The sequence below is a fragment of the Streptomyces purpurogeneiscleroticus genome, assembly GCF_020024005.1.
Lineage (GTDB): Bacteria > Actinomycetota > Actinomycetes > Streptomycetales > Streptomycetaceae > Streptomyces > Streptomyces purpurogeneiscleroticus.
This window is the reverse complement of record NZ_NHSG01000354.1, coordinates 16646-40089: the sequence shown is the minus strand read 5'-3', so window position 1 is coordinate 40089 and position 23444 is coordinate 16646. Positions and strand designations below refer to the sequence as shown.

Here is a 23444-nt window from a genome sequence, read left to right as displayed (position 1 = left end):
GCCCGCTGGAGGCGGCTCGTGAAGTACCTCGACGAATACCGGGACCCCGAGCTCGCCCGACGGCTGCTGGACGAGCTGTCGGCCGTCGCCACCGAGCCCTGGCGGATCATGGAAGTGTGCGGCGGCCAGACCCACACACTCGTCCGCCAGGGCATCGACGAACTACTGCCGGCCGGCATCCGCATGATCCATGGCCCTGGCTGCCCGGTCTGTGTGACGCCGTTGGAAACCCTGGACCGGGCCATGGCCATCGCCGCCCGCCCGGACGTCACGTTCACCAGCTTCGGTGACATGCTGCGGGTTCCCGGCACCCGCACCGATCTGCTGTCGCTGCGTGCCCGGGGCGCGGACATCCGCGTCGTCTACTCCCCCATGGAAGCGGTGCGGCTGGCCGCCGCCCGCCCCGAACGACAGGTGGTCTTCCTCGCCGTCGGCTTCGAGACCACCGCACCGGCGAACGCCATGGCCGTGCTCCAGGCCGCACGGCTGGGGCTGCGGAACTTCTCCGTCCTGGTCAGCCACGTCCTCGTTCCCCCGGCCATGACCGCGCTGCTGGACGATCCCGACTGCGAGGTGCAGGCGTTCCTCGCCGCCGGACACGTCTGCGCGGTCATGGGCTGGCGCGAGTACGAACCGATCACCGCCCACTACCGCGTACCGATCGTCGTCACCGGATTTGAACCGCTCGACCTGCTGGAAGGCATCCTGATGGCGGTCCGGCAGCTCGAAACAGGCCGGGCCGAGGTGGAGAACCAGTACGCACGTGCCGTACGCCGGCAGGGCAACCCGGACGCGCGCTCGGTCGTCACTCAGGTCTTCCGCATCACCGACCGCGCCTGGCGCGGCATCGGGCCGCTCCCTAGTAGCGGTCTCGAACTCACCGACGAGTACGCGGAGTTCGACGCGGCCCGCCGCTTCGACGTGCGCGGGCTGCACGCCACCGAACATCCGGAGTGCATCGCCGGCGCCATCCTGACCGGCGCCCGGCTGCCCACGGACTGCGCGGCGTACGGCACGCGCTGCACCCCTCGCACCCCGCTCGGCGCACCCATGGTCTCCGCGGAGGGAACCTGCGCCGCCTTTCACGCCGCCGGACGCACACCCGCCCAGAGGAGCGTTTCATGACCCTCGACTGTCCTGCCCCGCGCCACGAGGACGAGCGGGTGCTGCTCGGCCATGGTGCGGGCGGGCGGCTCAGCGCCGAGCTGCTGGGCTCCGTGCTGCTGCCCGCGCTCGGCACGCCGGACGGCCCCCTGGAGGATGCCGCCCTGCTTCCCGGACACCCCGAACTCGTCGTCAGCACCGACAGCTTCGTCGTCAGCCCGCTGTTCTTTCCCGGCGGCGACATCGGCTCCCTGGCCGTGCACGGGACCGTGAACGACCTGGCCATGCGGGGCGGCATGCCGGTGGCCCTGACCCTTTCCCTGGTCCTGGAGGAGGGGCTCCCCCTCAGCGAGCTCCGTACGGTGCTGGAGTCCGCGGGGAAGGCGGCGAGCGGAGCGGACGTGCCCATCGTCACCGGGGACACCAAAGTCGTCGAGCGGGGCGCCGTCGACCGTATGTTTCTCACCACTACGGGAATCGGCCGACGGCTCCCCTTCATGCGGCCCACGGCCGCCGGCGCCCGGCCCGGCGACGCGGTCCTTCTCTCCGGCCCCATCGGCCTGCACGGCACCGCGGTGCTCTCCACCCGCGAGGGTCTCGGCTTCGAGGCGGACATCGCCTCCGACTCCCGACCGCTGCACCGTCTCGTGCGGGCCCTCGCACCGCTCGCCGGCCACGTGCATGCCCTGCGCGATCCCACGCGCGGGGGACTGGCCGCCGCGCTCAACGAGATCGCGCGCGACTCCCGGGTCGGCACCGAGATCGACGAGGCCCGGGTGCCGGTGCCCGCGCCGGTCGCGGCCGCCTGCGACCTGCTCGGGCTCGATCCGCTGCAGGTGGCCAACGAGGGCTGCCTCGTGGCGTACATCGACGCGTCCGCGGCCGACGCGGCGCTGGCGGCGCTGCGTTCGCTGCCCGAGGGGTGCGATGCCGCCCGGATCGGCGAGGTGGTCCCGGACCGTCCCGGCCGTGTGCTGCTGCGCACTCTGGTCGGCGCCCGCCGCGTCATCGACATGCCACTGGGCGAACAGCTGCCCCGCATCTGCTGATCCGGCGGCGCGGCAGGGCCGGCCGGCAGGGCGCAGGGCTGACCGGCCCATGGCTTCCGCTCCCCCGCCAACGCACGCTTGAGTCGACTCTCCGGGAGGTGAGTGACGTGATGTACGGCTACGGCACCGGGATGACCGGCTGGGGATTCGTCGCGATGGCAGTCGCCCAGCTGCTCTTCTGGGGCGTGCTGCTCGGGGGCGTGGCGCTTCTCGTCCGGTACCTGATCCGCGGCGACCGTGCTGCGGGCACAACGCCGGTCCACCAGACGCCCGAGCAGGTTCTGGCGGGGCGTTACGCGCGCGGAGAGATCGACGAGGAGGAGTACCGGCGCCGTCTCACGGCCCTGCGGGGCGGCTGACCCGGCGCCCCGATGCCCGGGCACACGCCGGGCCCCTGCTCGATGCGACCACATCCTGCCGAGAAGAAGAACGGAACCCGACAGCATGAATGCCAGTCCGGCGTCCTCCGGCGCCGCTCCCATCCGGGTCTTCCTGCTGGACGACCACGAACTCGTCCGCCGCGGATTACAGGACCTCCTCAGCTCCGAGCCGGACATGACCGTCGTCGGTGAAGCGGCCGACGCCCGTCAGGCGCTTGCCCGTGCCCCCGCCCTGCGGCCGGACGTCGCGGTACTCGATGTCCGGCTGGGCTCCACGGCGGACGGCGCGGATCAGGACGGCATCAGCGTCTGCCGCGATCTGCGCGTCGCACTCCCTGATCTCGTCTGCCTGATGCTGACGTCGTTCGATGACGACGAAGCGCTCTTCGACGCCATCATGGCCGGGGCCGCGGGCTATGTGCTCAAGCAGATCCGGGGGTCGGACCTGGTGACGGCCATACGTACCGTCGCGGCAGGCAAGTCGATGCTGGATCCCGGTGCGACGGCCCGCGTGCTGGCCCGCGTCCGGGGCCCCGCCGACCACACCGGTACCACCGGCTCACCCGAACTCGCCCGTCTCTCCCCGCGTGAGCGGGAGATCCTGGACCTGATCGGCGAAGGGCTCACCAACCGCCAGATCGCCGAGCGCCTCTACCTCGCCGAGAAAACCGTGAAGAACCGGATCTCCGCCATTCTCACCAAGCTCAAGGTGGGCCGGCGCATACAGGCCGCGGTCATCGCCGAGCGCGTACGGGAGCGGGAAGAGTCGGAGGGGATTCCGAGGGCCGCTGAGCGCGGGACACGCGGGACACACGGGCCCGGTGGTACCGGTCCTCGCACCCACCGGCACCCTCCTGCCCCCGACCGCCAGGATCTACCGTGACAAGGGCACACGCCAGGTCAGACAGGTTCCCCCCTGGTCCGGCGCTTCCAGACGCAGGCTGCCGCCGAGCAGATCGGCCCGGGACCGGATGTTGGCCAGTCCCCCTCCTCCCGGTACACCGGTACCCAGACCCGCCCCGTCGTCCGTGACACTGAGGACGGCCTCGTCCGCCACGGTCAAAGCCACGTCCACGCGCCGGGCGTGGGCGTGCCGGGCAGCGTTGCTCAGCGCCTCGGTGAGCACGGCGAGAAGGTGCTCGGCCGTCGCCGACGGCACATCGGTGTCGACCGGCCCTTCCATACGAAGCGAGGGAGAGAATCCCAGTGCCTCACCCGCCGCCCCGACGACATCGAGGATCCGGCGCCGCAAGCCGGCACCTTCCCGGGGATCCGCGGCGGTGCGCAGGCCGAAGATGGTGGAACGGATGATTTTGATCGTCTCGTCGAGGTCGTCGACCGCCCGTCCCACGCGCAGCGCGACCTCGGGCCGTTCGATCAGCCGACCGACACTCTGCAGCGTCATCCCTGTCGCGAAGAGCCGTTGAATGGCCAGGTCGTGGAGGTCCTGGGCGATCCGGTCGCGTTCCCGCAGGGCGGTCACCTGCTCCGATTCCCGTCGGCCACGGTCCAGTTCCAGGGCGAGGGCGGCTTGCTCGGCGAACCCGGAGATCAGTCGTACGTCGCTGTCCGAGAACGGCTGCCGGTCCTCCGTGCGGATGAGCCAGAGGGAACCGCGGGTCTGTGCGTCGCTCCGCAGCGGTACGGCGACGGCGGGGCCGGTGGCCGAGGTGCGGGAGCGCGTCGCGTACGCCCGTGGGTCCGTGGCGAGGTCGCTGGTGACCACCGGTTCACCGGTGCAGGCGGCAAGGCCCGCGAGCGATCCGTCGCGCGGAACCACCGATCCGGCGAGCTGCTCCGCGCCCATCCCCTGAGCCACCGCTGCGGTCAGCTCACCGGTGACGGCGTCCGGGAGGAAGACCGCCACCGAGTCCGCGTCCGCCAGTTCGCCGCTGCGCCGGGCGATCAGGTCCAGTACCTCATGGGTCTCGGATCCGGACAGCAGCGCCCTGGTGATCTCACCCAGCGCTTCGAGCCACTGCTCCCGCCGCCGGCTCTCGTGGTAGAGCCGCGCGTTGTCGATGGCCACGCCCGCGGCGACCGCCAGCATCGAGAGCATGGCCTGGTCCTCGGCGTCGAACCGCGCGCCACCGCGCTTCTCGGTGAGGTAGAGGTTGCCGAAGACCTCGTCACGGACGCGTATCGGCACTCCGAGGAACGTCCGCATCGGCGGGTGGTGCTCGGGAAAGCCGTAACTGCTGGGATGTGCGGCGAGATCCGTCAGCCGCAGGGGCTTCGGGTGGCGGATCAGCTCGCCGAGTATGCCGTGCCCGGAGGGTAACGGGCCTATTTTCCGGGCCAGTTCGTCCCCGATGCCGACAGGCAGGAAGCGGGACAGCCGCTGGCCTTCTCCGATCACCCCGAGAGCGCCGTACTCGGCGTCGGCGAGCACCACTGCGGCCTCGACGATGTGCTGCAGTACCTGCTCCAGATCCAGGTCACTGCCGATGTTCAGTACCGCGTCCAGGAGGCCGTGCATACGCTCTTGGGTAGTGCGGGCGGCCGCGAGCCGGGACTGCAACTCCTCCAGGAGAGCGTCCAGGCGCAATGGCGACGGTGTCCCGGGCTGTTGCTTGTCGATCGGCTGCTGTTTGTCCGCCGATTCCGGCATAGGGCGAGCCTCCCCGCTCCCCCGTGTTCGATCCGCTCTCGGCAGACTAACCCGGAGGCAGCGGTTCGTCCCGTCTCCGCGCAGGCCGGCTCCGCGCACGGCGCAGCAGTTCGCGGAGGATCAGGTTTCCGGGACGACCGCGACCGGACACTGCGCGTGGTGCAGCACCGCGTGAGTGACCAGGCCGAGCTGCAGTCCTGCGTGGCCATGCCGTCGGTGCGCGCCGACGACCAGCAGGTCGGCGGTGTGCGAAGCCGCCACCAGCACCGTGCCCGGTGCTCCCTCGACCGCCCGGCGCTCCATGGTCACCTGCGGGAATGCGGCTACCGGCTTGTTCAGCACCTCATTGAACAACTCCTTCGCACGGAGTTCGTGTTCGGCGCGGTATTCACCGTGCGCACCGCACTGTTCAGGTACTTCGGTACCGGCGCAGCGCCACGCGTGGACCGCTTCGACGGTGCAATCGCGGAGCGCACCCTCTTCGAGAGCGAACATCGCCGCGGCCGTGCCCGCGAGGCGCTCACCGACACCCAGGACCACTTTGGGCTCACCACCAAGGATGTTCTCCGTACGGCCGCGCACCACGATCACGGGGCAGTGGGCACGGGCCGCCACGCCCAGCCCCACGGAACCGAGCAGCAACGACGTCAGCCGGCCCCGGCCACGGTGCCCGACCACCACCGCTTTCGCCCGTCGTCCCTCGGCCAGCAGGGCCTCCACCGGGTCGTCCGGAGCGATATTCGTGGTGATCTCCAAGCCCGGCACGCGTCGGGAGGCCCGGTCGGCCGCGACGCCGACAATCGTCTCTTCCGTGACGCGTTCGGAGGACCGCTCGGTCGACCGGTCGGGGAGGTATCCCTCGTACCTCTCCCAGCGCGAGCCGTACACGATGCGCAGTGGAATGCCGTACCGCGCGGCCGCGTCGGCTGCCCAGTCCACCGCATCCAGGCTGGTACCCGAACCGTCAACTCCCACCACGAGCGGATGTGCCATGATCCTGCCCTTCTCGTCACCGCGGCATCGTCGACCGGCCCCGGAGTCTGCGGGCAGCATCACGCGTTCCGTCCGCCTCCGGACAGGGGCCGGTTCGGCTCCACATCGGGGCCTTTCGGCCCCGGGCCGTCACGTCGGCAGGGCTCCACTCTGGACGAACAGCCGCAGCGGAGGGATGTCTGCCCCATGGACGAGCCGGAGTGGGAAAGTCTTCGGGAAGTGCGCATCGTCGTGCGCGGAACGGTGCAAGGGGTGGGCTTTCGTCCCTTCGTCCACCGGACCGCGACCCGGCTGGGGCTGGACGGTACGGTACGCAACGTCAATGGCCATGTAGTGATCATTGCTGCCGGGGCCCCACCGGCCTTGTCCCGGCTCGTCACAGCGCTACACACCCAGGCTCCCCCCGCGGCCGTGGTCGGCACTGTCGAGATCGACCGGACACCGAAGAACACGGCGACGGGTGCGGGCTTCACGATCGGCCCGAGCACCACCGACCGGCGACAGAGCAGTGTCCGTGAGATTCCACCGGACACCGCGACCTGCGATGCCTGTCTCAGGGAGCTGTTCGACCCTGACGACCGGCGCTTCCGCCACCCCTTCATCAACTGCACGGACTGCGGTCCGCGCGCCACGGTCATCGAGGCTCTGCCCTACGACCGCGCACGCACCACCATGAGCGGCTTCGCCCTCTGCGCGGCGTGCACGAGGGAATACAACGACCCGTCCGACCGGCGTCACCACGCCGAGCCCCTCGCCTGCCCGCGCTGCGGCCCCCGGCTCATCTGGAACACGCTTCGGGACGAGTCCGCGCTCCAGGCCGCCGAAGGTCTGGTGTCGGTCGGCGGCATCCTTGCCCTGAAAGGCCTCGGGGGCTACCAACTCGTGTGCGACGCGACCCGGTCCGCCACGGTCGGTGAGCTGCGCCGGCGCAAACACCGCCCTCACAAGCCGCTCGCGGTCATGGTCGCCGATCTGCCCGCGGCGCGGCGGCTCGCGCATGTGGGCCGGGCCGCCGCCCGGGAACTGACGGCCCCCGACCGGCCGGTGGTGCTGCTGCCGGCCCGCGCCGGAAGTCCGGTACCGGCCGAGGCGGTCCATCCGGGCACCGGACACATCGGCGTCTTCCTGCCCACCGGCGGTCTGCACCACCTCCTGCTGCGGGACCTGGCCCGCCCGCTCATCGTCACCAGCGGCAATGTCTCCGGAGAGCCCCTCGCCATCGACGACGTCGACGCCCACGAGCGGCTGGCCGGGATCGCCGACGGCTTCCTGACCCACGACCGGGGCATCCGCTCGCGATACGACGACTCGGTCGTTCAAGTGGTGGGCGGCTCCCGCGTGACGCTGCGCCGGGCCCGCGGCCTCGCACCGGCTCCCCTTCCCCTGCCGCAGCCCGCAACGGCTCCCCTGGTGGCCGTCGGGGCCCAGTCCAAACACACCTTCACGCTGGCGGACGGCCGGCAGGCCGTGCTCGGGCCGCACACGGGAGATCTGCACGACGCCGGCGCCCTGGAAGCGTTCGAGGATGCCTACGCCTGCCTCACCCGGCTCACCGGCCTCACTCCCCGAGCAGTGGCCCACGACCTCCATCCGCGCTATCTGTCCACCCAGTGGGCCACGCGGTTCCCGGCGCGGCACCGCGTCCCCGTACAGCACCATCACGCCCACATCGCCGCATGTGCCGCCGAGCACCACCTGCGCGGCCCCTTCCTCGGGGTTGCCTACGACGGGCTCGGCCTCGGCGACGACGGCACGCTCTGGGGCGGTGAGATCCTCCTCGCCGACTACACACGCTTCCGCCGGATCGGCCGCTTCGCCACCGCTCCGCTGCCCGGCGGTGAGTCGGCGGTGCGCCACCCCGACCGCATGGCACTGGGCTACCTCTACGGCGCCGAAGCTCTCGGCGCGTCCGCGCCGCCACCGGAGGCGACCGCGGCCTTCACCGGCCGATTCGACACCCGCACGCACGCCACCCTCCGCACCATGGTGCGCCGTGGCATCAACTCCCCCAGGGCCTCCAGCGCGGGCCGTCTCTTCGACGCGGCCGCGGCGCTCCTCGGTGTGTGCGACGAGGTGTCGTACGAGGGGCAGGCAGCGGTCGCTCTGGAAGCCGCGGCAGAAGGGCGGACCGCACCCGCACTGCCCTGGCGACTGGTGCACGTGGACGGTCTGTGGGTCTACGACCCGACGCCCACTCTCACGGCGCTGCTCGCGTCCTCCGGGCCGCGGGACACGGCCCGGCTCGCCGCCGCCTTTCACGCCACGATCGCCGAGGTGACCGCGGCACTCGTCGAAAAGGCGATCGACGCGGGCGCGCCGCGGACGGTGTGCCTGGGCGGCGGCTGCTTCGCCAACCGCCGCTTGGTCACCGACGTACGCCGGCTGCTGCAGGCGCTGGACGTGCAGGTGTACGCCGGCAGCGCCGTGCCACCCGGGGACGGTGGAATCAGTTACGGGCAGGCAGCCGTCGCCGCCGCCCTGCTCTCGAAGGGAACGTGAGCAGCCATGTGCCTGGGCATACCCGGCCGCATCCTGTCGGTGCACGACGATGCCGGACTGCGGATGGCGACGGTGGACTTCGGCGGAGTCCGCCGTGAGGTGTGCCTGGAGTACACCCCCGATGCGTCCCCCGACGCGTACGTCATCGTGCATGTCGGCTTCGCCATCACCACCGTCGACGAGCAAGAGGCGCAGCGCACGCTCGGCGTGCTGCGGGCGATGGGTGATGCCGTGGCGGGCGAACTGGGCGAACCACTGCCCACCGGGTCGGCGCACCGTGGGACCGCCTCCCCCGGCCGCGGGCCGACGGCCCGTCCCGGTCAGGGCCGTTCAGCCCCGTAGCCGCCCCGCTCGGCCCCTCCGGCAAAGCCGGGCCCGGCCGGACGATGGCCTCAGACTTCAGCCGATGACGGCGAAAGGGCGACGATGGCCATGCACGCCGAAGGACCGGATGCGGTGCACGCGTTGCTGACGGACGGGACGACCGCGTCCATCCGGAATGCCCGGCCGGACGACCGCGAGCGCGTCCTGGAGATGTACGCGCGCATGTCGCCGGAGAATCTGCGCAGGCGCTTCTTCGCCGCGAGCAGGCACAGCGCCGAGCAGTCCGCCGAGCGCACCTGCACGCTCAGCAGCCCCACCGACAAGGCGCTGCTGGCTCTTGTCGGCGACAAGGTCATCGGGGTCGCCGAGTACCACCGCATCGACTCCCCCGACCGGCCGCAGCTCGCGGAGATCAGTCTCACGGTCGCCGACGACTGGCACGAACACGGCGTCGGTACGCTGCTTTTGGAGCACCTGGCGCACGCCGCCCGCGCCGCCGGTGTCACCGCGTTCACGGCGGAATCCCTCGCCGACAACCACCTGATGCTCAAGGTCGTCGCGGACCTGGGGCTGCGCACGACCCGGCGCTTCGACCAGGGCGAGGTGCACAGCACTATCGAACTGCAGGAGGACGAGCAGTACCTCATGGCGGTCGACGCCCGAGGCCGCACCGCGGATGTGGCCAGCCTGCGTCCCCTGCTGCGGCCGAGGTCGATCGCCGTCATCGGTGCCGGCCGCAAGGAGACCTCGGTGGGCCGGGCCGTACTCATCAACATCCGGCAGTACGGATACAACGGCGCGCTGTACGCGGTGAACCCGCACGCCTCGTCGATCGCCGACGTGCCGTCCTACCCGTCCGTCGCCATGCTGCCCGAGGGGCCCGAACTGGCAGTGCTCGCCGTTCCCGCTCATGCGCTGCCGGACGTCGCGGAACAGTGCGGCGCGCGAGGCGTGCGGGCGCTGGTGGTCGTCGGCGCCGGGCTGCGGGACGAGGAGGGGGCCGGACTGCTCGCGGCCTGCCGGCGGCACGGCATGCGACTGGTCGGCCCCAACTGTCTGGGGCTCGCCAACACCGATGCCGCGGTGGGACTGAACGCGACGTTCGCCGCCGCCGCACCGCGTTCCGGCACCGCCGGGGTCGCCGTCCAGTCCGGCGGGGTGGGCATCGCGCTCCTCGGCGCGCTGTCCCGGCTGGGCATCGGCGTCTCCAGCTTCGTCTCGCTCGGCGACAAGTACGACGTCAGCGGCAACGACCTGTTGCAGTGGTGGGAGTGCGACGGCCGCACCGACCTCGCGGTGCTGCACCTGGAGTCCTTCGGCAATCCGCGCGCCTTCTCCCGTACCGCACGCCGACTGGCCCGGCGGATGCCCGTCCTGACCGTCGACGCGGGCCGCTCCGAGGCCGGCCGGCGCGCCGCGGCCTCCCACACCGCCGCGCTGGCCACCCCGACCATGACCCGCCGTGCCCTCTTCCGCCAAGCCGGCATCATCCCCACCACCGGGCTGGGCGAACTCATCGACACCGCGGCGCTCCTGCACACCCAGCCGCTCCCCTCGGGCCCACGCGTCGCGATCGTCAGCAACGCGGGCGGCGCGGCGGTACTGGCCGCCGACGCCTGTGCCGAAGCCGGTCTGACGGTCCCCGAACTGCCCGCCACGCTCGCGGCGGATCTCGCTGCCGCGCTGCCCCCGGGAGCGCGCGTCGCCAACCCGGTGGACACCACGCCCGCCGTCAGCTCGGCCGCCTTCGCCCAGTGCCTGGACCGGCTGGCCCGGCACGGTGCGGTCGACGCCGTACTGGCCGTACTGGTGCCCACCGCACTCGCCGCGGCGACCGGCGACGACCCGGTCGAGGCGCTCATCCGCCCGACGGGCAGCCGGACCCGGCCGGTCCTCGCCGCTCTCCTGGACCAGGCGGAGCCGGTCCGTCTGCTGCCGACGCAGGAGGGGCGGTGCCTTCCCGCCTACGCGGAGCCGGCCGCCGCGGCCCGGGCGCTCGGCCACGCGGTCGACTACGCCCGCTGGCGCGCGGAACCGCTGGGCTCGATACCCGCCCGGGACCGCACCGACGCCCCGACTGCCGCCCTCCTCGTGGAGGACTACCTCCGGCACACGCCCGGAGGCGGCTGGGCCGACCCCCGGCTGTGCGGCGCCCTGCTCGACGCGTACGGGATTCCGCAGCAGCCCTGGGCCTGGGCCAACAGCCCCGACGCCGCGGCCTCGGCAGCCGAACGCCTGGGGCTGCCCGCCGCCCTCAAGGCCCACTGGCCCGGCATCGTGCACAAGAGCAAGGTCGACGCCGTCCGCCTGGACCTGAGGAGTCCCGAGGAGGTGCGCGCGGCCTACCGGGACTTCGCCGACAGGTTCGGCGAGCTGATGACGGGGGCGGTGGTGCAGCCCATGGCCGGGCGGGGCATCGAACTCGTCGCCGGTGTGACGCACGACGACGTGTTCGGACCACTCGTCCTCTTCGGTCTCGGCGGCACCGCAACCGAAGTACTGGCCGATCACGCCGCCCGGCTGGCACCGCTCACCGACCACGACGTGCACGCCTTGATCACCGCGCCCCGCTCCTCTCCCCTGCTCTTCGGAGAGCACGGCGGCGGCCCGGTCGACCTCGAAGGACTCGAACAGCTGCTGCACCGCCTCTCGCGGATGGCCTGCGACCTGCCGCAACTCGCCGAAGCGGACCTCAATCCGGTACTCGCCCGCCCCGGGGCCGTGACCGCCCTGGACGTGCGTATCCGGCTGGCACCACGCACTGCCGAAGCCCCGTACCTGCGGCGCTTGCGGACCCGCTGACCCGGCCCCGCCCCGCCTCATTCGACAACCGCCCGCAGCACCAGCAGGAAGGAGCGGAACGATGCATCACCGATCTGTCAGCCACGTCATGAACCGCGACGTCGTCACTGCCGAGCCAGGCATGGTCTACAAGGACATCACGCGCCTGCTCGCCCAGCACCGCATCAGCGGCGTGCCGGTCGTCGACGGTGACGGAAAGGTCCTGGGGGTGGTGTCCGAGACGGACCTGCTGGCCCGGCAGGCCGTCCAGGAGGACGAACGGCCGCGCCGTGCCCGACGGCTGTCCCTCGGCCGTGCACGTGCCGTCCGGACCAAGAGCCGCGCGACCACGGCCGGCGACCTGATGACCAAACCCGCTACCACCGCCGGTCCGCACCAGTCCGTCGCCGAAGCCGCCCGTGTCATGGCGCGGCACCACTGCAACCGGCTGCCCGTCATCGACGCCGAGGGCCGGCTGATGGGCATCGTCACCCGCGGCGACCTGCTGGGCGTGTTCCTGCGCTCCGACGACGAGATCCGCAAGGAGGTCGTCGACGAGGTCCTTGTCCGCACCCTGTGGCTGGAGCCCCGCACCATCGACGTCAGCGTGCACGGCGGTACGGTCACCCTTTCGGGCACCCTCCAGCGCCACAGCGATGTCCCCCTCGCCGTGCGCCTCACCTCCCGTATCGACGGTGTTGTGGACGTCATCGACCACCTCGGCTACCAGGAGGACGACTCCCGCCTCCGGCCGAGCGAACAAGCCCTGCACGGCATCACCGAGGAGTGGCTGCGGCGGATCTGATCCGGACGAACGGTGCGGGCAGCGCGCCCGCCGGAGATCGGAGGGACCCCATGGTCCAGTCGTTCCGCATCACTGTGATCGGCGTCGGCAACGCCTTCCGGCACGACGACGGCATCGGGCCGGCCGTGGTCCAGCGCCTGCGCGAACGGGCGCTCGGCCGCCCGCTGCCGCCGTCGGTCCGGCTCGCGGACTGCGACGGGGACCCGGGACGGCTCATCGCCCTGTGGGAGGGCATGGAGCTGGCCGTGCTCATCGACGCCGCCCACGCCGAACCCGGCCGTCCGGGCCGTGTGCACCGCATCGACCTCTCGGCCGCCTCCCTGCCCACCCCCACCAGCTCCCACGGCCTGGGGCTGGGCGAAGCCGTGCAACTCTCCGAGGCGCTGGGCAGGCTTCCCGGCCGTCTGATCGTCCTCGCCGTCGAAGGCGCGGACCACTCGATCGGCACCGGTCTCAGCCCGGCGGTGGCCGCGACCGTCGGCCCCTTGGCACATGTCGTGGAGGCGGAGATCGTCCGGCACCGCGACGCCGCCGCACGCGGGCTGTTCGGCTCCGACGGGCAAGCTCAGGAGGTGTGATCCATGACCACGTACCAGCGGGAGCGCAGCACGTACGCCGGCACCTGGGAACCCGCCGGTGTCTCCGCCGCCCCCGAGCGCTCCCGGCTGCTCCAGTGCCGGGCCCTGCTCCTCGGCATCGACGGATTGGTGACCGATACCGCACGGCTGCACGCCGGCGCCTGGAAACGCACCCTGGACGCCTTCCTGCGGGACAGCGGACACGTACACCGCCTGTCCGTCCGGCCGTTCGACCCCGAGACCGACTTCCGCCGCTTCTTCCAGGGGCGGGCCCGGCTCGACGGCCTCCGCGCATTCCTCATCTCCCGAGGCATCTACGGCCCCGGCCACCCCGGCTCGCCGCCTCCCGACGTGCTCGGGGCGCTGGCAGCCGACGAGGACCGGTTCTTCGAGGAGCAGGTGTGCCGACACGGCTTACCGGTGTGGCCGGACAGTCTCCAGCTGGTGGCAGCCATGCAGGCCCATGCCCTTCCCGTCGCCGCGGTCTCGGCCTCCCGGCACGGCCGCCGCCTGCTGGAGTCGGCCGGCCTGACGAGCCGGTTCGACGCCATCGTCGACGGCTGCGACCGCGCCCGCCTCCACGTACGGGCAGGCCCGGATCCGGCCCTGCTGGTCGAGGGCACCCGGCAGCTGCGGACGGTGCCCGCACACTGCGCCGTCGTCGTCGCGGCCCCCGCCTGGGTCACCGCGGCCCGACGTGGCGGGTTCGGCCTCACTCTCGGGGTGGACCGGGAAGGTCGCACGGGAAACGCGGTTGAGCTGTACGAGCACGGAGCGACCGCCGTGGCCCGCAGTCTCGCGGAGCTGATACCGCAGACATGAGGCCGGCCCGGTGAGCTCACCACTGGAAGACGGAGCGACCGAGGAGGCTCCCATGTCCCGGACGCCGCAGTCGCCGCACGGCCGGGTGGTCGTCGGGTTCGACGGCTCGGCCCACGCCGAACGGGCGCTTGACCGCGCTGCCGAAGAGGCCCGGCGCCGTGGCGCAGCATTGGAAATCCTCGCGGGCTGGCCATGGCCCAAACGTCCGCTGCCCGATTACGGGGTCCAGGACGACGAGGGCAAGCTGCTCTACAGCAGCGTGCGGCGGATGATGGACGGCGCCGTGGCACGAGCGCGCTCCCGAGCACCCGACACCATCATGATCCCGTCGCTGACCACGGAGTCCGCAGCCGAGGCGCTCCTCCGCTGCGGCCGCACCGCCTCGCTCACCGTACTCGGCACCCGCGGACACGGCGGTTTCACAGGGCTCCTCCTCGGCTCGGTCAGCCTGCGCGTCGCGGCCCACTGCACCAGTCCGCTCATGGTGGTGCGCGGGGACCTTCAACCCGTACACGGCACCGTGGTCCTCGGCCTGGCAACGGACACGGACACGGACACGAAAGCCCTGCGTTTCGCCTTCGACGAGGCGGCCCGCCGCGAAGCCGAACTGCGGGTCCTGTACGCCTGGCAGCTCCCGCCGCCACACGGCGAACTGGGCCGGCTCTCCCACCCGAGCGGGGGCGCCGTGGCCGGGCTGCGCAAGGCCGCGGAAGCGGTTCCTCAGTACGCCGTCGCCTCGCTGGCGCGGGAGTACCCCGGTCTTCGGGCGAGCGCACTCGCCGTCTGCCGGAGCCCGGCCCAAGCGATCACCGAGGCCAGCCGGGAGGCCGACGTCGTGATCCTGGCAGCACACCGCCGGCCGCACCGCTTCGGTCTCCAACTGGGCCCCGTCACGCACGCGGCACTCCACCACGCCCACTGCCCCGTAGTGCTGGTGCCCACGGGCTGACGGCGCCCGCCCGGCTGGGCGCACAGGCGCCGCGGCCGGCGGCTATATCAACCTGCCGCCGCCCGCGTACGCATTACTCGGAAATCGCGTGGAACCGGACCCCGGGCTTCCTACGATGCGCTGCAACAAGCCATTCGAGGCTGATGCATGCCGTCGTGGGGCCGAGCGGCCCTTGTCGTCGCAGAGTCGGCCCGCAGGAGGAGGCTCCATGACGCCATACGACTTGACCGGGCGAACGGCGCTGGTGACGGGCGGTGCGCAGGGGTTGGGAGCCGGTATGGCCGGGGCGCTCGCCCGCGCCGGCGCGGCCGTCATGATCGGCGATGTGCAGAAGGAGGCCGGCCAGGAGACCGCGGTGGCACTGCGGGAGTCCGGTGCCACAGTGGAGTTCGTCCCCCTCGATGTGACCGAGGACGCGAGCTGGGAGTCGGCCGTCGGGCGGACCGTCACCGAACTGGGCGGCCTGGACATCGTCGTCAACAACGCGGGAGTGCTGGCCTCGGGACTGATCGCCGACTTCGAGCGGCAGGCTGTCCGCGAAATGCTGGAGGTGAACGTCCTCGGGGTGGCGCTCGGTATGAAGCATGCCTTCCGGGCCATGCGCCCCGGCGGCCCGGCCGGGGGCGGCGGTGCGGTCGTCAATGTCTCGTCGGTGGCCGCTACGGTCCCCTTCCCCGGCATCGCGGGCTATGCGGCGACCAAGGCCGGAGTCGACCGGCTGACCCGCGTGGCCGCGCTGGAGTCCGGCAAGCTCGGCTACGGTGTGCGGGTCAACTGCGTCTATCCGGGGCTGGTGCCCACCGCGATGGGTATCCAACTCGCGCAGGACATGCAGGAAATGGGCCTGTGGCCCAGCGCGGAGGCGGCCGTCGGCGACGTCATCGGGCTCACCCCGCTCGGCCGGCTCGGCGAGGTCGCCGACATGGCCGATGCGGTGGTCTTCCTCGCCTCCGACGCGGCCCGCTTCGTCACCGGCGCGGGTCTGCCGGTCGACGGCGGCATGGGCATGTAAAGGAACACATGAACGGGGAAGCGGCATGTGAGCGGCCGGCGCGGAATGGCGTTCGGTCGAGGACCCGGGTCGTTCCTTAGGATCCGGGCAATACACCGGCTGACCGAGCTGGAATGGCGATGAAGTCTCCCCGGGACTACTCCTGGTTCTTTCCCGCAGCGGCATGTGCGGGTGCTGCAGCCATTCTTGTCACGCTCGTATGCGAGCCTTCCGACGCCGTACCTGCCGGTATGTGCGTGGCACTGGTAGCGGCGTCCGCCGGTGTTTCAGCGGCGGCACTCCGTCGCCGGGGGCGGGGCCCCGAGCCGCCGGAGACGGTGGCGGAGACGGCACAGCGGGAGATGCTGCGACCGCTGCCGGACCCGCTCGGGGGACTGCGTACCGCGGTCCGCTACGAGGCCACGCAGTCCGGGGCGCTGGTCGGCGGGGATGTCTACGGCGCCGTCCGGACGCCCTTCGGCGTGCGGCTGTTCATCGGTGACGCGATGGGCAAGGGCCTGTCGGCGGCGGGGACCGCCATGGAAGCCCTCGGCGCCTTCCGCAGCCTGGCCCAGCGCGAAAGGCGGCTGTCCGCGCTGGCGCAGCGCATGGACACGGTCCTCGCCGGCCGGGACGGCGGCGTGGACTTTGTCACCGCCTTGCTGATCGAGGTCGCCGACGGGAGTGAAAGCGCCGAGCTGGTCTGCTGCGGTCACCCGCCGCCGCTGCTGATCCGCGCCGGCAGGGCCACCTTCGTGGACGTTCTGCCGCCGTCCCCGCCGCTCGGCCTCTTCGGCCTCCAGGACGACTGGTGCCGGGCGAGCACCGTGCCGCTGGCCGACAACGACCGGCTGCTGCTCTACACGGACGGCGTCACCGAGGCCCGCGACGCCAAGGGGGAGTTCTATCCCCTCGCGGAGCGGGCGGCGGTGCTGAACGACGACGATCCCGGAACCTTCCTCGACGTCCTCACCGCCGACCTCATCCATTACTCGATGGGCAAACTGGACGACGATGCCGCGCTTTTACTCATCGACTTCGGAGAGGTTCGTGCACGTGCGCGCCAAGCTCGGGCGGAAAGCTGCCAATCGCCCCAGAAGAGTGCCACGAGGCCGATACGGTAGAGAGATCAATAGGGGCATGTCGGTGGCCGGTGGCCGTGCCCCTTCCTGGAGAAGGCGTCCATATCACTGAGGTGAGGCGGCTGTGGCTGGCGGTCTGCCCACGGAGAAGCCTGGTTTCATCGGCCGTAGCCGTGAACTCGCCGCCCTGCGGCAGGCGTGGGAGTATTCCCGGCTGGTGACACTGACCGGGATCGGCGGTGTAGGGAAGACCCGCACCGCGCTGCGCGCCGCCGCCGAGAGCGCGGGCGACTTCCGCGACGGAGCCTGGTTCGTCGAGCTCTCCGGTCTCCAGGACAGTGAGCTGCTGATGCACGCGGTCGCCAGGGTGCTGTGCCCCACCGACCATACGGCCCGGGGTATGGAGGAGGTGCTGGCCGATCACCTCGGCACCAAGCATCTGCTGCTCATCCTCGACACCTGCGAACACCTCGTAGCTGCCTGTGCGGACCTCGCGGACCTGCTGCTGCGCGTCGCTCCCCGGCTGCACCTTCTCCTCACCAGTCGGCAGCTCCTCGGCGTCCCCGGCGAACATGCCTTCCTCCTCGAACCGCTGCCCGTCGCGGAAGACGCGGTCGCCCTGTTCGCGCAGCGCGCCCTCGCCGCTCGTCCCGGCTTCACGCTGACCGGCCGCAACAGGACGACCGTGGAGCGGATCTGCGCGCGGCTCGACGGCATTCCGCTCGCTATCGAACTGGCAGCTGGTCGGCTGCGGACCGAGCCCCTGGGGGACCTCCTCGACCGTCTGGACGACCGCTTCCAGCTCCTCATCGACGAGGAAGCCATCGCCGAGAAGGCCGCCGGCGATCCGAGCGGACCGCTGGACAACGCCTTCCGCCACGACACGCTGCGCACGGCGATCGGCTGGAGCCATGAGCTGTGCCGGCCGCACGAACGGCTCCTGTGGGCCCGGCTCTCCGTATTCGTCGGCGACTTCTCCCGCGCGGCCGTCGAGCACGTGTGCAGTGACGACATCCTGGAGAAGGCGGAGATCGGCGATCTGCTCACCGGGCTCACCGAGAAATCGCTCCTGGTCCGGGAGCAAGGACCGGACGGCGAGCGGTTCCGCCAGCTCGACACCGTGCGTGCGTACGGCGCCGAGTGGCTGCGGCTCCTCGGCGAGGAGCGGTCCCGGCGCGCCCGCCACCTCGACTGGTGTCAGGCGTTCGCCGAGCGGGGTGAGCGGGACTGGTTCGGCCCGGGGCAGGCCGCGGTCTTCCGCGCCACCCGGCGCGAGCACGCACAGCTCTTCGCCGCCCTCGACTTCGCGCTGTCCACTCCGGGCCAGGAGCGGGCCGGGCTGCGGCTCGCCGGGACACTCTGGTTCTACTGGGTCGGCTGCGGCCTGCTCGGCGACGGACGCTACTGGCTCGACCGTGCCCGCGCCCTCGGGCGCGATCCCACCCACGAGCGGCTCAAGGTGCTCTGGGTGGGCGGCTATGTCGCCATCCTCCAGGGCGACTCGGAGGCGGCCACGGCCATGCTCACCGAGTGCCGGTCGCAGGCGCTGCGGACCGGCGACGACGCCGCGTACGCGTACGCCACCCACCGGCTCGGCTGTGCCGCGCTGATGCGGGATGAACACCGCGCGGCACAGGGATACTTCGAGACTTCGCTCAGAAGCTACGCCGAACTGGGTGAGCTGAACAGCAATGTGATGATGGCTCAGGTGGAGCTGGCCATGGCCCTCGCCTTCCAGGGTGACCTGGAGACCGCCGTCGGCCTCTGCGCGGAGGCCCGCTCCATCTGCGAGTCGCACGGCGAGCGCTGGGCCAAGGCATACGCCCTCTATGTCCTTTCCTATGCGGCCTGGACCGCAGGGCGGCATGACGAGGCCGCGAAGCTGGCGCGGGAGTGCCTGGTCATCAATTACGAGTTTCGCGACCTGGTCGGCGTGGTCCTGCCCATAGAACTCATCTCCCTGTTCCGCGCCGCCGGCGGGCACAGCTTCCCGGCCGCCCTGCTGCACGGCGCGGCCCGGCGTATCTGGCGGAAGGTCGGGCTGCCCCTCTTCGGGTCCGCATACTTCAACGCCCCGCACGAAGCGGCCGTTGCCCTCGCCCGTGAGGCCCTGGGTGACGAGCAGTACGCAGCGGCCATTGAGCACGGCATCGGGCTCCCCCTGGACGAGGCGGTCGCTTCGGCGCTGGCCGAGGCGGACCAGCTGCTCCGGAGGCCCGAGCCGGAGATGCGATTCCCGTGACGCGCCTTCCGCGGACCCCGGCACCGCCGGGAACCGGCAGCCTTCTCAGGTAGCGCCGACGGGCAACCTCGACGGCCACAGCGGCAACTACACCATGCAGTAGCTCCCAGCGTTCGAAGACGAATGGAGAGTCGAGCATGAGACGACCAGTCGCAGTGCGAGTCCGTGCGGTGACGGCCTTGGTGGCCCTTGCGGCCGGGGCCGGTGTGGCGCTGTCGGTACCGGAGGCGTCGGCAACGGCCAGTGGCGCCACTGGCTACGCGACCCAGAACGGCGGGACCACCGGCGGTGCGGGCGGGCAGACCGTACGGGCCACCACAGGGACCGCGATCCACACGGCCCTGTGCAACCGGGCCAGCAGCAGCACTCCGATCACCATCGAGGTCGAGGGAACCATCCATCACGGCAATACCGCCAAGGTGTCGGGCGACAGCTGCAACACCGCCGCCGGCGTGATCGAGCTGAAGCAGATCAGCAACGTCACGATCGTCGGAGTCGGCAGCGGAGCCGTCTTCGACCAGCTGGGCATCCACATCCGGGAATCCCGCAACATCATCATCCGGAACGTGACCGTCAAGAACGTCAAGAAGTCGGGCTCGCCCACCTCCAACGGCGGGGACGCCATCGGCATGGAGAGCGACGTCCGCAACGTCTGGGTCGATCACACCACGCTGGAGGCGTCGGGCGGCGAGTCGGAGGGGTACGACGGCCTCTTCGACATGAAGGACAACACCCAGTACGTGACCCTCTCCTACAGCGTCCTGCGCAACTCCGGCCGCGGTGGTCTCATCGGGTCCAGCGAGAGTGACGTCTCCAACGGCTATGTCACCTTCCATCACAACCTGTACGAGAACATCGACTCCCGCGCTCCCCTGCTGCGGGGCGGTACGGCCCATATGTACAACAACCACTACGTGAGCCTCAACGAGTCCGGCATCAATTCCCGGGCAGGGGCGCGCGCCAAGGTGGACAACAACTACTTCGAGGACTCCAAGGACGTCCTGGGCACCTTCTACACCGACGCTGCCGGTTACTGGCAGGTCAGCGGCAACATCTTCGACAATGTCAGCTGGTCCGGCCCCGGCGAGGACTACCGCCCCGCCGGCCCGGATCCGCAGTCCAACACCTCGGTCAGCATCCCCTACGCCTACAGCCTCGACAGGGCCGACTGCGTGCCGGACATCGTGAGCCGGACCGCGGGAGCCGGCAAGGGACTGCAGGAGTCGAACGGCGACTGCGCAGCGTAGTCGCCGGCCACGGCACCGAACCGGCACCCCGGGAGTCGCCGGGTTCGAGACATACGCCGGGCAGCGGCCCGGTGTCACCGTTCGTACGGGGCCGGCGGCATCGGCCCCGTACGGACGGCTGCACACCCGTGACCAGCGGTTCCGCGGTCACCGCCATTCCCGCTATTACCGAGGGGTAGGCACGTCGCGGCTCTTGCTATAAAGTCCGTCAACAAGCTGGCGCCGTTACCGCCGGTAATAGCAGCAATGGATGAGGTACTTCCCGGACTCGCCTCGAGGAGCCCCGCATGGCCATCAGCATTCCGCGGCCGAAGATCCAGAACCGCACCCCCGAGACCACCGAGGACGGCATCGCGCGGCGGCTGCTCGATTCGTCCGCGCAGCTCTCGTACGACCCGCTCACCGAGGTCGACTGGGAGACCCCGCTCGATGAGGGTTTCCACGGCGCCAGCCCGGAGTGGAGCACGCTCTACGGCACGGAGTACTGGAACGAGCTGACCGACGCGCAGCGCAAGGCGCTGACGCGGCAGGAGGCCGCGTCGGTGGCCAGTACCGGCATCTGGTTCGAGATGATCCTGCAGCAGATGGTGCTGCGGGACATCTACGCGAAGGACCCCACGGACGAGACCTTCCAGTGGGCGCTCACCGAGATCGCCGACGAGTGCCGTCACTCGATCATGTTCGCGCGCGGCGCGAAGAAGCTGCGGGCCCCGGCCTACCGCCCGCACCGGGCAGCGGTCGAACTCGGCCGGATCTTCAAGACCGTCGCGTTCGGTGAAGCGGCGTACGCGGCGATCCTGGTCGCCGAGGAGGTCCTCGACGTCATGCAGCGCGACTGGATGCGCGACGAGCGGGTCGTGCCGTTCGTCCGCACCATCAACAACATCCATGTCGTCGAGGAGTCACGGCACATGAAGTTCGCCCGCGACGAGACGCGCAAGCGCCTCGCGCGCGCCGGACGGGTGCGCCGCCAGATCCACTCCCTGCTGATAGCCGTGGCGTCCTACGTCATCGTCACCAGCATGGTGAACCGCAAGGTCTATGCGAACGCCGGACTGGACGAGGAACGCGCCCTCCGCGAGGCGAAGGTCAACGAGCACCACAAGTCGATGATGCGCTCCAGCTGTTCGGGCCTGATGGAGTTCCTGACCTCGGTGGGCCTGCTCACCAAGCCCGCGCTGTTCTTCTACAAGCGTGCCCACCTGATCTGACGACCCGACCTGACGATTTCATCCGACGATTTCATCGCACGGATTCAGCCGAGCGGACGACATGGCCTTTGCGATCACCCAGACCTGTTGCACCGACGCCACCTGCGTGGCTGTCTGTCCGGTCAACTGCATTCATCCCACACCCGACGAGCGGGCCTTCGGCAGTACGGAGATGCTGTACGTCGACCCGAAGGCATGCATCGACTGCGGCGCCTGCGCCGACGCCTGCCCGGTGGACGCCATCCTCCCGGTCGACAGCCTGACCAGTGGACAGCAGGAGTACGCCGGCATCAACGCGGCCTACTTCGAGCAGTCGGAGAATGCCTCGCAGCCGGATGCGGAGGCGGGGACGACGTCGGCAGCGTCGGATGACGTCGACTGCGGACCGAATTTCCACGCCTGGGGCGAGCCCACCTTCGACCGTGTCCTGCCTTCGGACTTCCGGCCGCTGCGGGTGGCGATCGTCGGCACCGGGCCGGCCGGCATGTACGCCGCCGAGGACCTGCTGCTGCACACCCGGAGCGAGGTGACGCTCGTCGATCGGCTGCCGGTCGCCGGCGGACTCGTCCGGTACGGAGTGGCGCCGGACCACCCGGCAACGAAGAAGATGGGCGACGCCTTCGCCCGTTTCTACACTCATCCGCGCGTGCGCATGCACCTCGGCCTGGAGGTGGGCACGAACGTCACGGCCGAGGAACTCGCCGCACACCACGACGCGGTGATCTACGCCGTGGGCGCCGCCACGGACCGCCGGCTCGGCATACCCGGCGAGGACCGGACGGGCAGCGTCTCCGCAACCACCTTCGTCGCCTGGTACAACGCGCACCCGGAGGTCGCACCGGACGCCGTCGATCTCTCGGCCGAGCGTGTGGTCGTGGTCGGCAACGGCAATGTCGCCCTCGATGTCGCCCGGATCCTGGTCTCCGACCCGGAGACACTGGCCGGCACGGAGATCGCCGGCCATGCGCTGGCGGAGCTGCGCCGCAGCAAGGTACGCGAGGTGGTACTGCTGGGACGCCGCGGACCGGAACACGCGGCGTACACCAGGTCCGAGCTGCTCGCCCTGAAGCACCTCCCCGGCGTGGACCTCCTCGTGGACAACCACGATCCACGGATCGGGGCGACGATCGATGCCGCCGGGCCGACGGAGAAGGCGGCGGTACTGCAGGGCGTGGCGCGGGAGGCCGTCGACTGGTCCGTGCCCGCGGGGGCGGCAGGAGGGCGGCGCCGTATGGTGTTCCGCTTCTGCTCCACGCCCGTGGAAGTGTGCGGGGACGAAGGCATCCGCGCGGTGCGTGTCACCGGCGGCGCCGGTGAGCTGGACATCCCGGCCGGCATGGCACTGCGGGCGATCGGCTACCGCGGAGTGCCCCTGGCGGGACTGCCGTTCGACGAGGCCACCGGGACCGTGCCGCACGAGGGCGGCCGGGTGACCGGCAGGCCCGGGACGTACGTCGTGGGCTGGATCAAACGCGGACCCTCGGGCGGCATCGGCGCGAACCGCACGTGCGCGGCCGAGACGGTGGGCACGCTGCTGGCCGATGCGGTGGCGGGCGCCCTGCCCACGCCGACCGGCGGGCCCAAGGCATTCCGCCGCCTCGCCCGGCGCCGACGCCGCTGAGAAGTACACGGGCCAACCATTCGGGCCCAAAGTTTTCTTGTTCAACTTATTGACCGACTTGGGTCACGGCCATAACTTTCGACGCGTCAATGCGTCTAGTGCGTTCAGTAGTTGTATCCGTGTCGATGCACGCTGAAAGGGCCACCCATGCTCAC

General features: G+C 71.0%; 18 protein-coding genes and 1 pseudogene. 17 read left to right on the top strand and 2 right to left on the bottom strand.

Translation table 11 applies throughout. From position 1 onward, the window contains the following. The first annotated feature begins 18 nt into the window (after positions 1-18). The 4 genes from hypD to CCS38_RS24180 all read left to right on the top strand — a co-directional run bounded on the left by hypD (position 19) and on the right by CCS38_RS24180 (position 3416). On the top strand, positions 19-1125 hold the full coding sequence (hypD, locus tag CCS38_RS24195) for a hydrogenase formation protein HypD (protein WP_223735403.1): 1107 nt from the start codon (positions 19-21) through the stop codon (positions 1123-1125). Then, the gene (hypE, locus tag CCS38_RS24190) at positions 1122-2153 is read left to right on the top strand and encodes a hydrogenase expression/formation protein HypE (RefSeq protein WP_223735402.1); all 1032 of its coding nucleotides are present in this window, start codon (positions 1122-1124) and stop codon (positions 2151-2153) included. Before hypD ends, hypE begins: the two co-directional genes overlap by 4 nt. Positions 2154-2251: 98 nt before the next feature. Then, on the top strand, positions 2252-2512 hold the full coding sequence (locus CCS38_RS24185; protein WP_308050859.1) for an SHOCT domain-containing protein: 261 nt from the start codon (positions 2252-2254) through the stop codon (positions 2510-2512). Positions 2513-2597: 85 nt separating this feature from the next. Next, positions 2598-3416 carry a response regulator gene (locus tag CCS38_RS24180; RefSeq protein ID WP_308050858.1) on the top strand — a complete coding sequence of 273 codons (819 nt, stop codon included), beginning with the start codon at positions 2598-2600 and terminating at the stop codon, positions 3414-3416. On the opposite strand, the gene CCS38_RS24175 is transcribed toward CCS38_RS24180, so the two are convergent. Both CCS38_RS24175 and CCS38_RS24170 read right to left on the bottom strand, forming a co-directional pair. Further along, on the bottom strand, positions 3408-5144 hold the full coding sequence (locus CCS38_RS24175; protein WP_223735401.1) for a sensor histidine kinase: 1737 nt from the start codon (positions 5142-5144) through the stop codon (positions 3408-3410). The two genes, CCS38_RS24180 and CCS38_RS24175, sit on opposite strands and share 9 nt — an antisense overlap. 120 nt (positions 5145-5264) lie before the next feature. After that, the gene (locus tag CCS38_RS24170; RefSeq protein ID WP_223735400.1) at positions 5265-6137 is read right to left on the bottom strand and encodes a universal stress protein; all 873 of its coding nucleotides are present in this window, start codon (positions 6135-6137) and stop codon (positions 5265-5267) included. A gap of 186 nt (positions 6138-6323) precedes the next feature. Between CCS38_RS24170 and hypF the strand changes: the two genes are divergently transcribed. The 13 genes and pseudogenes from hypF to CCS38_RS24105 all read left to right on the top strand — a co-directional run bounded on the left by hypF (position 6324) and on the right by CCS38_RS24105 (position 23289). Beyond that, positions 6324-8636, top strand: coding sequence for a carbamoyltransferase HypF (gene hypF, locus CCS38_RS24165; RefSeq protein ID WP_223735399.1), 2313 nt, complete (start codon positions 6324-6326; stop codon positions 8634-8636). 6 nt (positions 8637-8642) lie between these two features. Continuing rightward, positions 8643-8978, top strand: a complete 336-nt coding sequence (locus CCS38_RS24160; protein ID WP_223735398.1) for a HypC/HybG/HupF family hydrogenase formation chaperone — start codon at positions 8643-8645, stop codon at positions 8976-8978. 84 nt (positions 8979-9062) lie between these two features. Then, on the top strand, positions 9063-11762 hold the full coding sequence (locus CCS38_RS24155; protein WP_223735397.1) for a bifunctional acetate--CoA ligase family protein/GNAT family N-acetyltransferase: 2700 nt from the start codon (positions 9063-9065) through the stop codon (positions 11760-11762). Positions 11763-11823: 61 nt separating this feature from the next. Continuing rightward, positions 11824-12546: a CBS domain-containing protein gene (locus CCS38_RS24150; RefSeq protein WP_223735396.1), complete on the top strand. Its 723-nt coding sequence runs from the start codon at positions 11824-11826 to the stop codon at positions 12544-12546. Positions 12547-12596: 50 nt separating this feature from the next. Continuing rightward, complete coding sequence (locus CCS38_RS24145) at positions 12597-13124, top strand: hydrogenase maturation protease (RefSeq protein ID WP_223735395.1); 528 nt, start codon at positions 12597-12599, stop codon at positions 13122-13124. A gap of 3 nt (positions 13125-13127) precedes the next feature. Next, entirely contained in the window at positions 13128-13946 is an 819-nt protein-coding gene (locus CCS38_RS24140; RefSeq protein ID WP_223735394.1) for an HAD family hydrolase, read from the top strand. 52 nt (positions 13947-13998) lie between these two features. Further along, positions 13999-14895 carry a universal stress protein gene (locus tag CCS38_RS24135; RefSeq protein ID WP_223735393.1) on the top strand — a complete coding sequence of 299 codons (897 nt, stop codon included), beginning with the start codon at positions 13999-14001 and terminating at the stop codon, positions 14893-14895. Between the two features lie 208 nt (positions 14896-15103). Then, positions 15104-15907 carry an SDR family NAD(P)-dependent oxidoreductase gene (locus CCS38_RS24130; RefSeq protein ID WP_223735392.1) on the top strand — a complete coding sequence of 268 codons (804 nt, stop codon included), beginning with the start codon at positions 15104-15106 and terminating at the stop codon, positions 15905-15907. A 317-nt stretch (positions 15908-16224) separates the two neighbouring features. Then, the gene (locus CCS38_RS24125) at positions 16225-17010 is read left to right on the top strand and encodes a PP2C family protein-serine/threonine phosphatase (protein WP_223735391.1); all 786 of its coding nucleotides are present in this window, start codon (positions 16225-16227) and stop codon (positions 17008-17010) included. Positions 17011-17092: 82 nt separating this feature from the next. Next, positions 17093-19210: an ATP-binding protein gene (locus tag CCS38_RS24120; protein WP_223735390.1), complete on the top strand. Its 2118-nt coding sequence runs from the start codon at positions 17093-17095 to the stop codon at positions 19208-19210. Positions 19211-19347: 137 nt separating this feature from the next. After that, positions 19348-20448 (top strand): annotated as a pseudogene (locus CCS38_RS24115) (pectate lyase family protein); the annotation flags it as partial. Positions 20449-20744: 296 nt separating this feature from the next. Next, positions 20745-21668, top strand: a complete 924-nt coding sequence (locus CCS38_RS24110) for an AurF N-oxygenase family protein (protein ID WP_223735389.1) — start codon at positions 20745-20747, stop codon at positions 21666-21668. A gap of 61 nt (positions 21669-21729) precedes the next feature. Then, positions 21730-23289 (top strand): FAD-dependent oxidoreductase, encoded by a 1560-nt coding sequence (locus CCS38_RS24105; protein WP_223735388.1) that lies wholly within the window; start codon positions 21730-21732, stop codon positions 23287-23289. Positions 23290-23444 lie beyond the last annotated feature (155 nt).

Bases quoted from the DNA above. Each gene is read 5' to 3' on its own strand.
- CCS38_RS24145 (WP_223735395.1), top strand. From the start codon at position 12,597: ATGGTCCAGTCGTTCCGCATCACTGTGATCGGCGTCGGCAACGCCTTC.
- CCS38_RS24140 (WP_223735394.1), top strand. From the start codon at position 13,128: ATGACCACGTACCAGCGGGAGCGCAGCACGTACGCCGGCACCTGGGAA.
- CCS38_RS24180 (WP_308050858.1), top strand. From the start codon at position 2,598: ATGAATGCCAGTCCGGCGTCCTCCGGCGCCGCTCCCATCCGGGTCTTC.
- CCS38_RS24150 (WP_223735396.1), top strand. From the start codon at position 11,824: ATGCATCACCGATCTGTCAGCCACGTCATGAACCGCGACGTCGTCACT.
- CCS38_RS24160 (WP_223735398.1), top strand. From the start codon at position 8,643: ATGTGCCTGGGCATACCCGGCCGCATCCTGTCGGTGCACGACGATGCC.
- hypE (WP_223735402.1), top strand. From the start codon at position 1,122: ATGACCCTCGACTGTCCTGCCCCGCGCCACGAGGACGAGCGGGTGCTG.
- CCS38_RS24110 (WP_223735389.1), top strand. From the start codon at position 20,745: ATGGCCATCAGCATTCCGCGGCCGAAGATCCAGAACCGCACCCCCGAG.
- CCS38_RS24130 (WP_223735392.1), top strand. From the start codon at position 15,104: ATGACGCCATACGACTTGACCGGGCGAACGGCGCTGGTGACGGGCGGT.
- CCS38_RS24175 (WP_223735401.1), bottom strand. From the start codon at position 5,144: ATGCCGGAATCGGCGGACAAACAGCAGCCGATCGACAAGCAACAGCCC.
- CCS38_RS24105 (WP_223735388.1), top strand. From the start codon at position 21,730: ATGGCCTTTGCGATCACCCAGACCTGTTGCACCGACGCCACCTGCGTG.
- CCS38_RS24135 (WP_223735393.1), top strand. From the start codon at position 13,999: ATGTCCCGGACGCCGCAGTCGCCGCACGGCCGGGTGGTCGTCGGGTTC.
- hypF (WP_223735399.1), top strand. From the start codon at position 6,324: ATGGACGAGCCGGAGTGGGAAAGTCTTCGGGAAGTGCGCATCGTCGTG.
- CCS38_RS24155 (WP_223735397.1), top strand. From the start codon at position 9,063: ATGGCCATGCACGCCGAAGGACCGGATGCGGTGCACGCGTTGCTGACG.
- CCS38_RS24170 (WP_223735400.1), bottom strand. From the start codon at position 6,137: ATGGCACATCCGCTCGTGGTGGGAGTTGACGGTTCGGGTACCAGCCTG.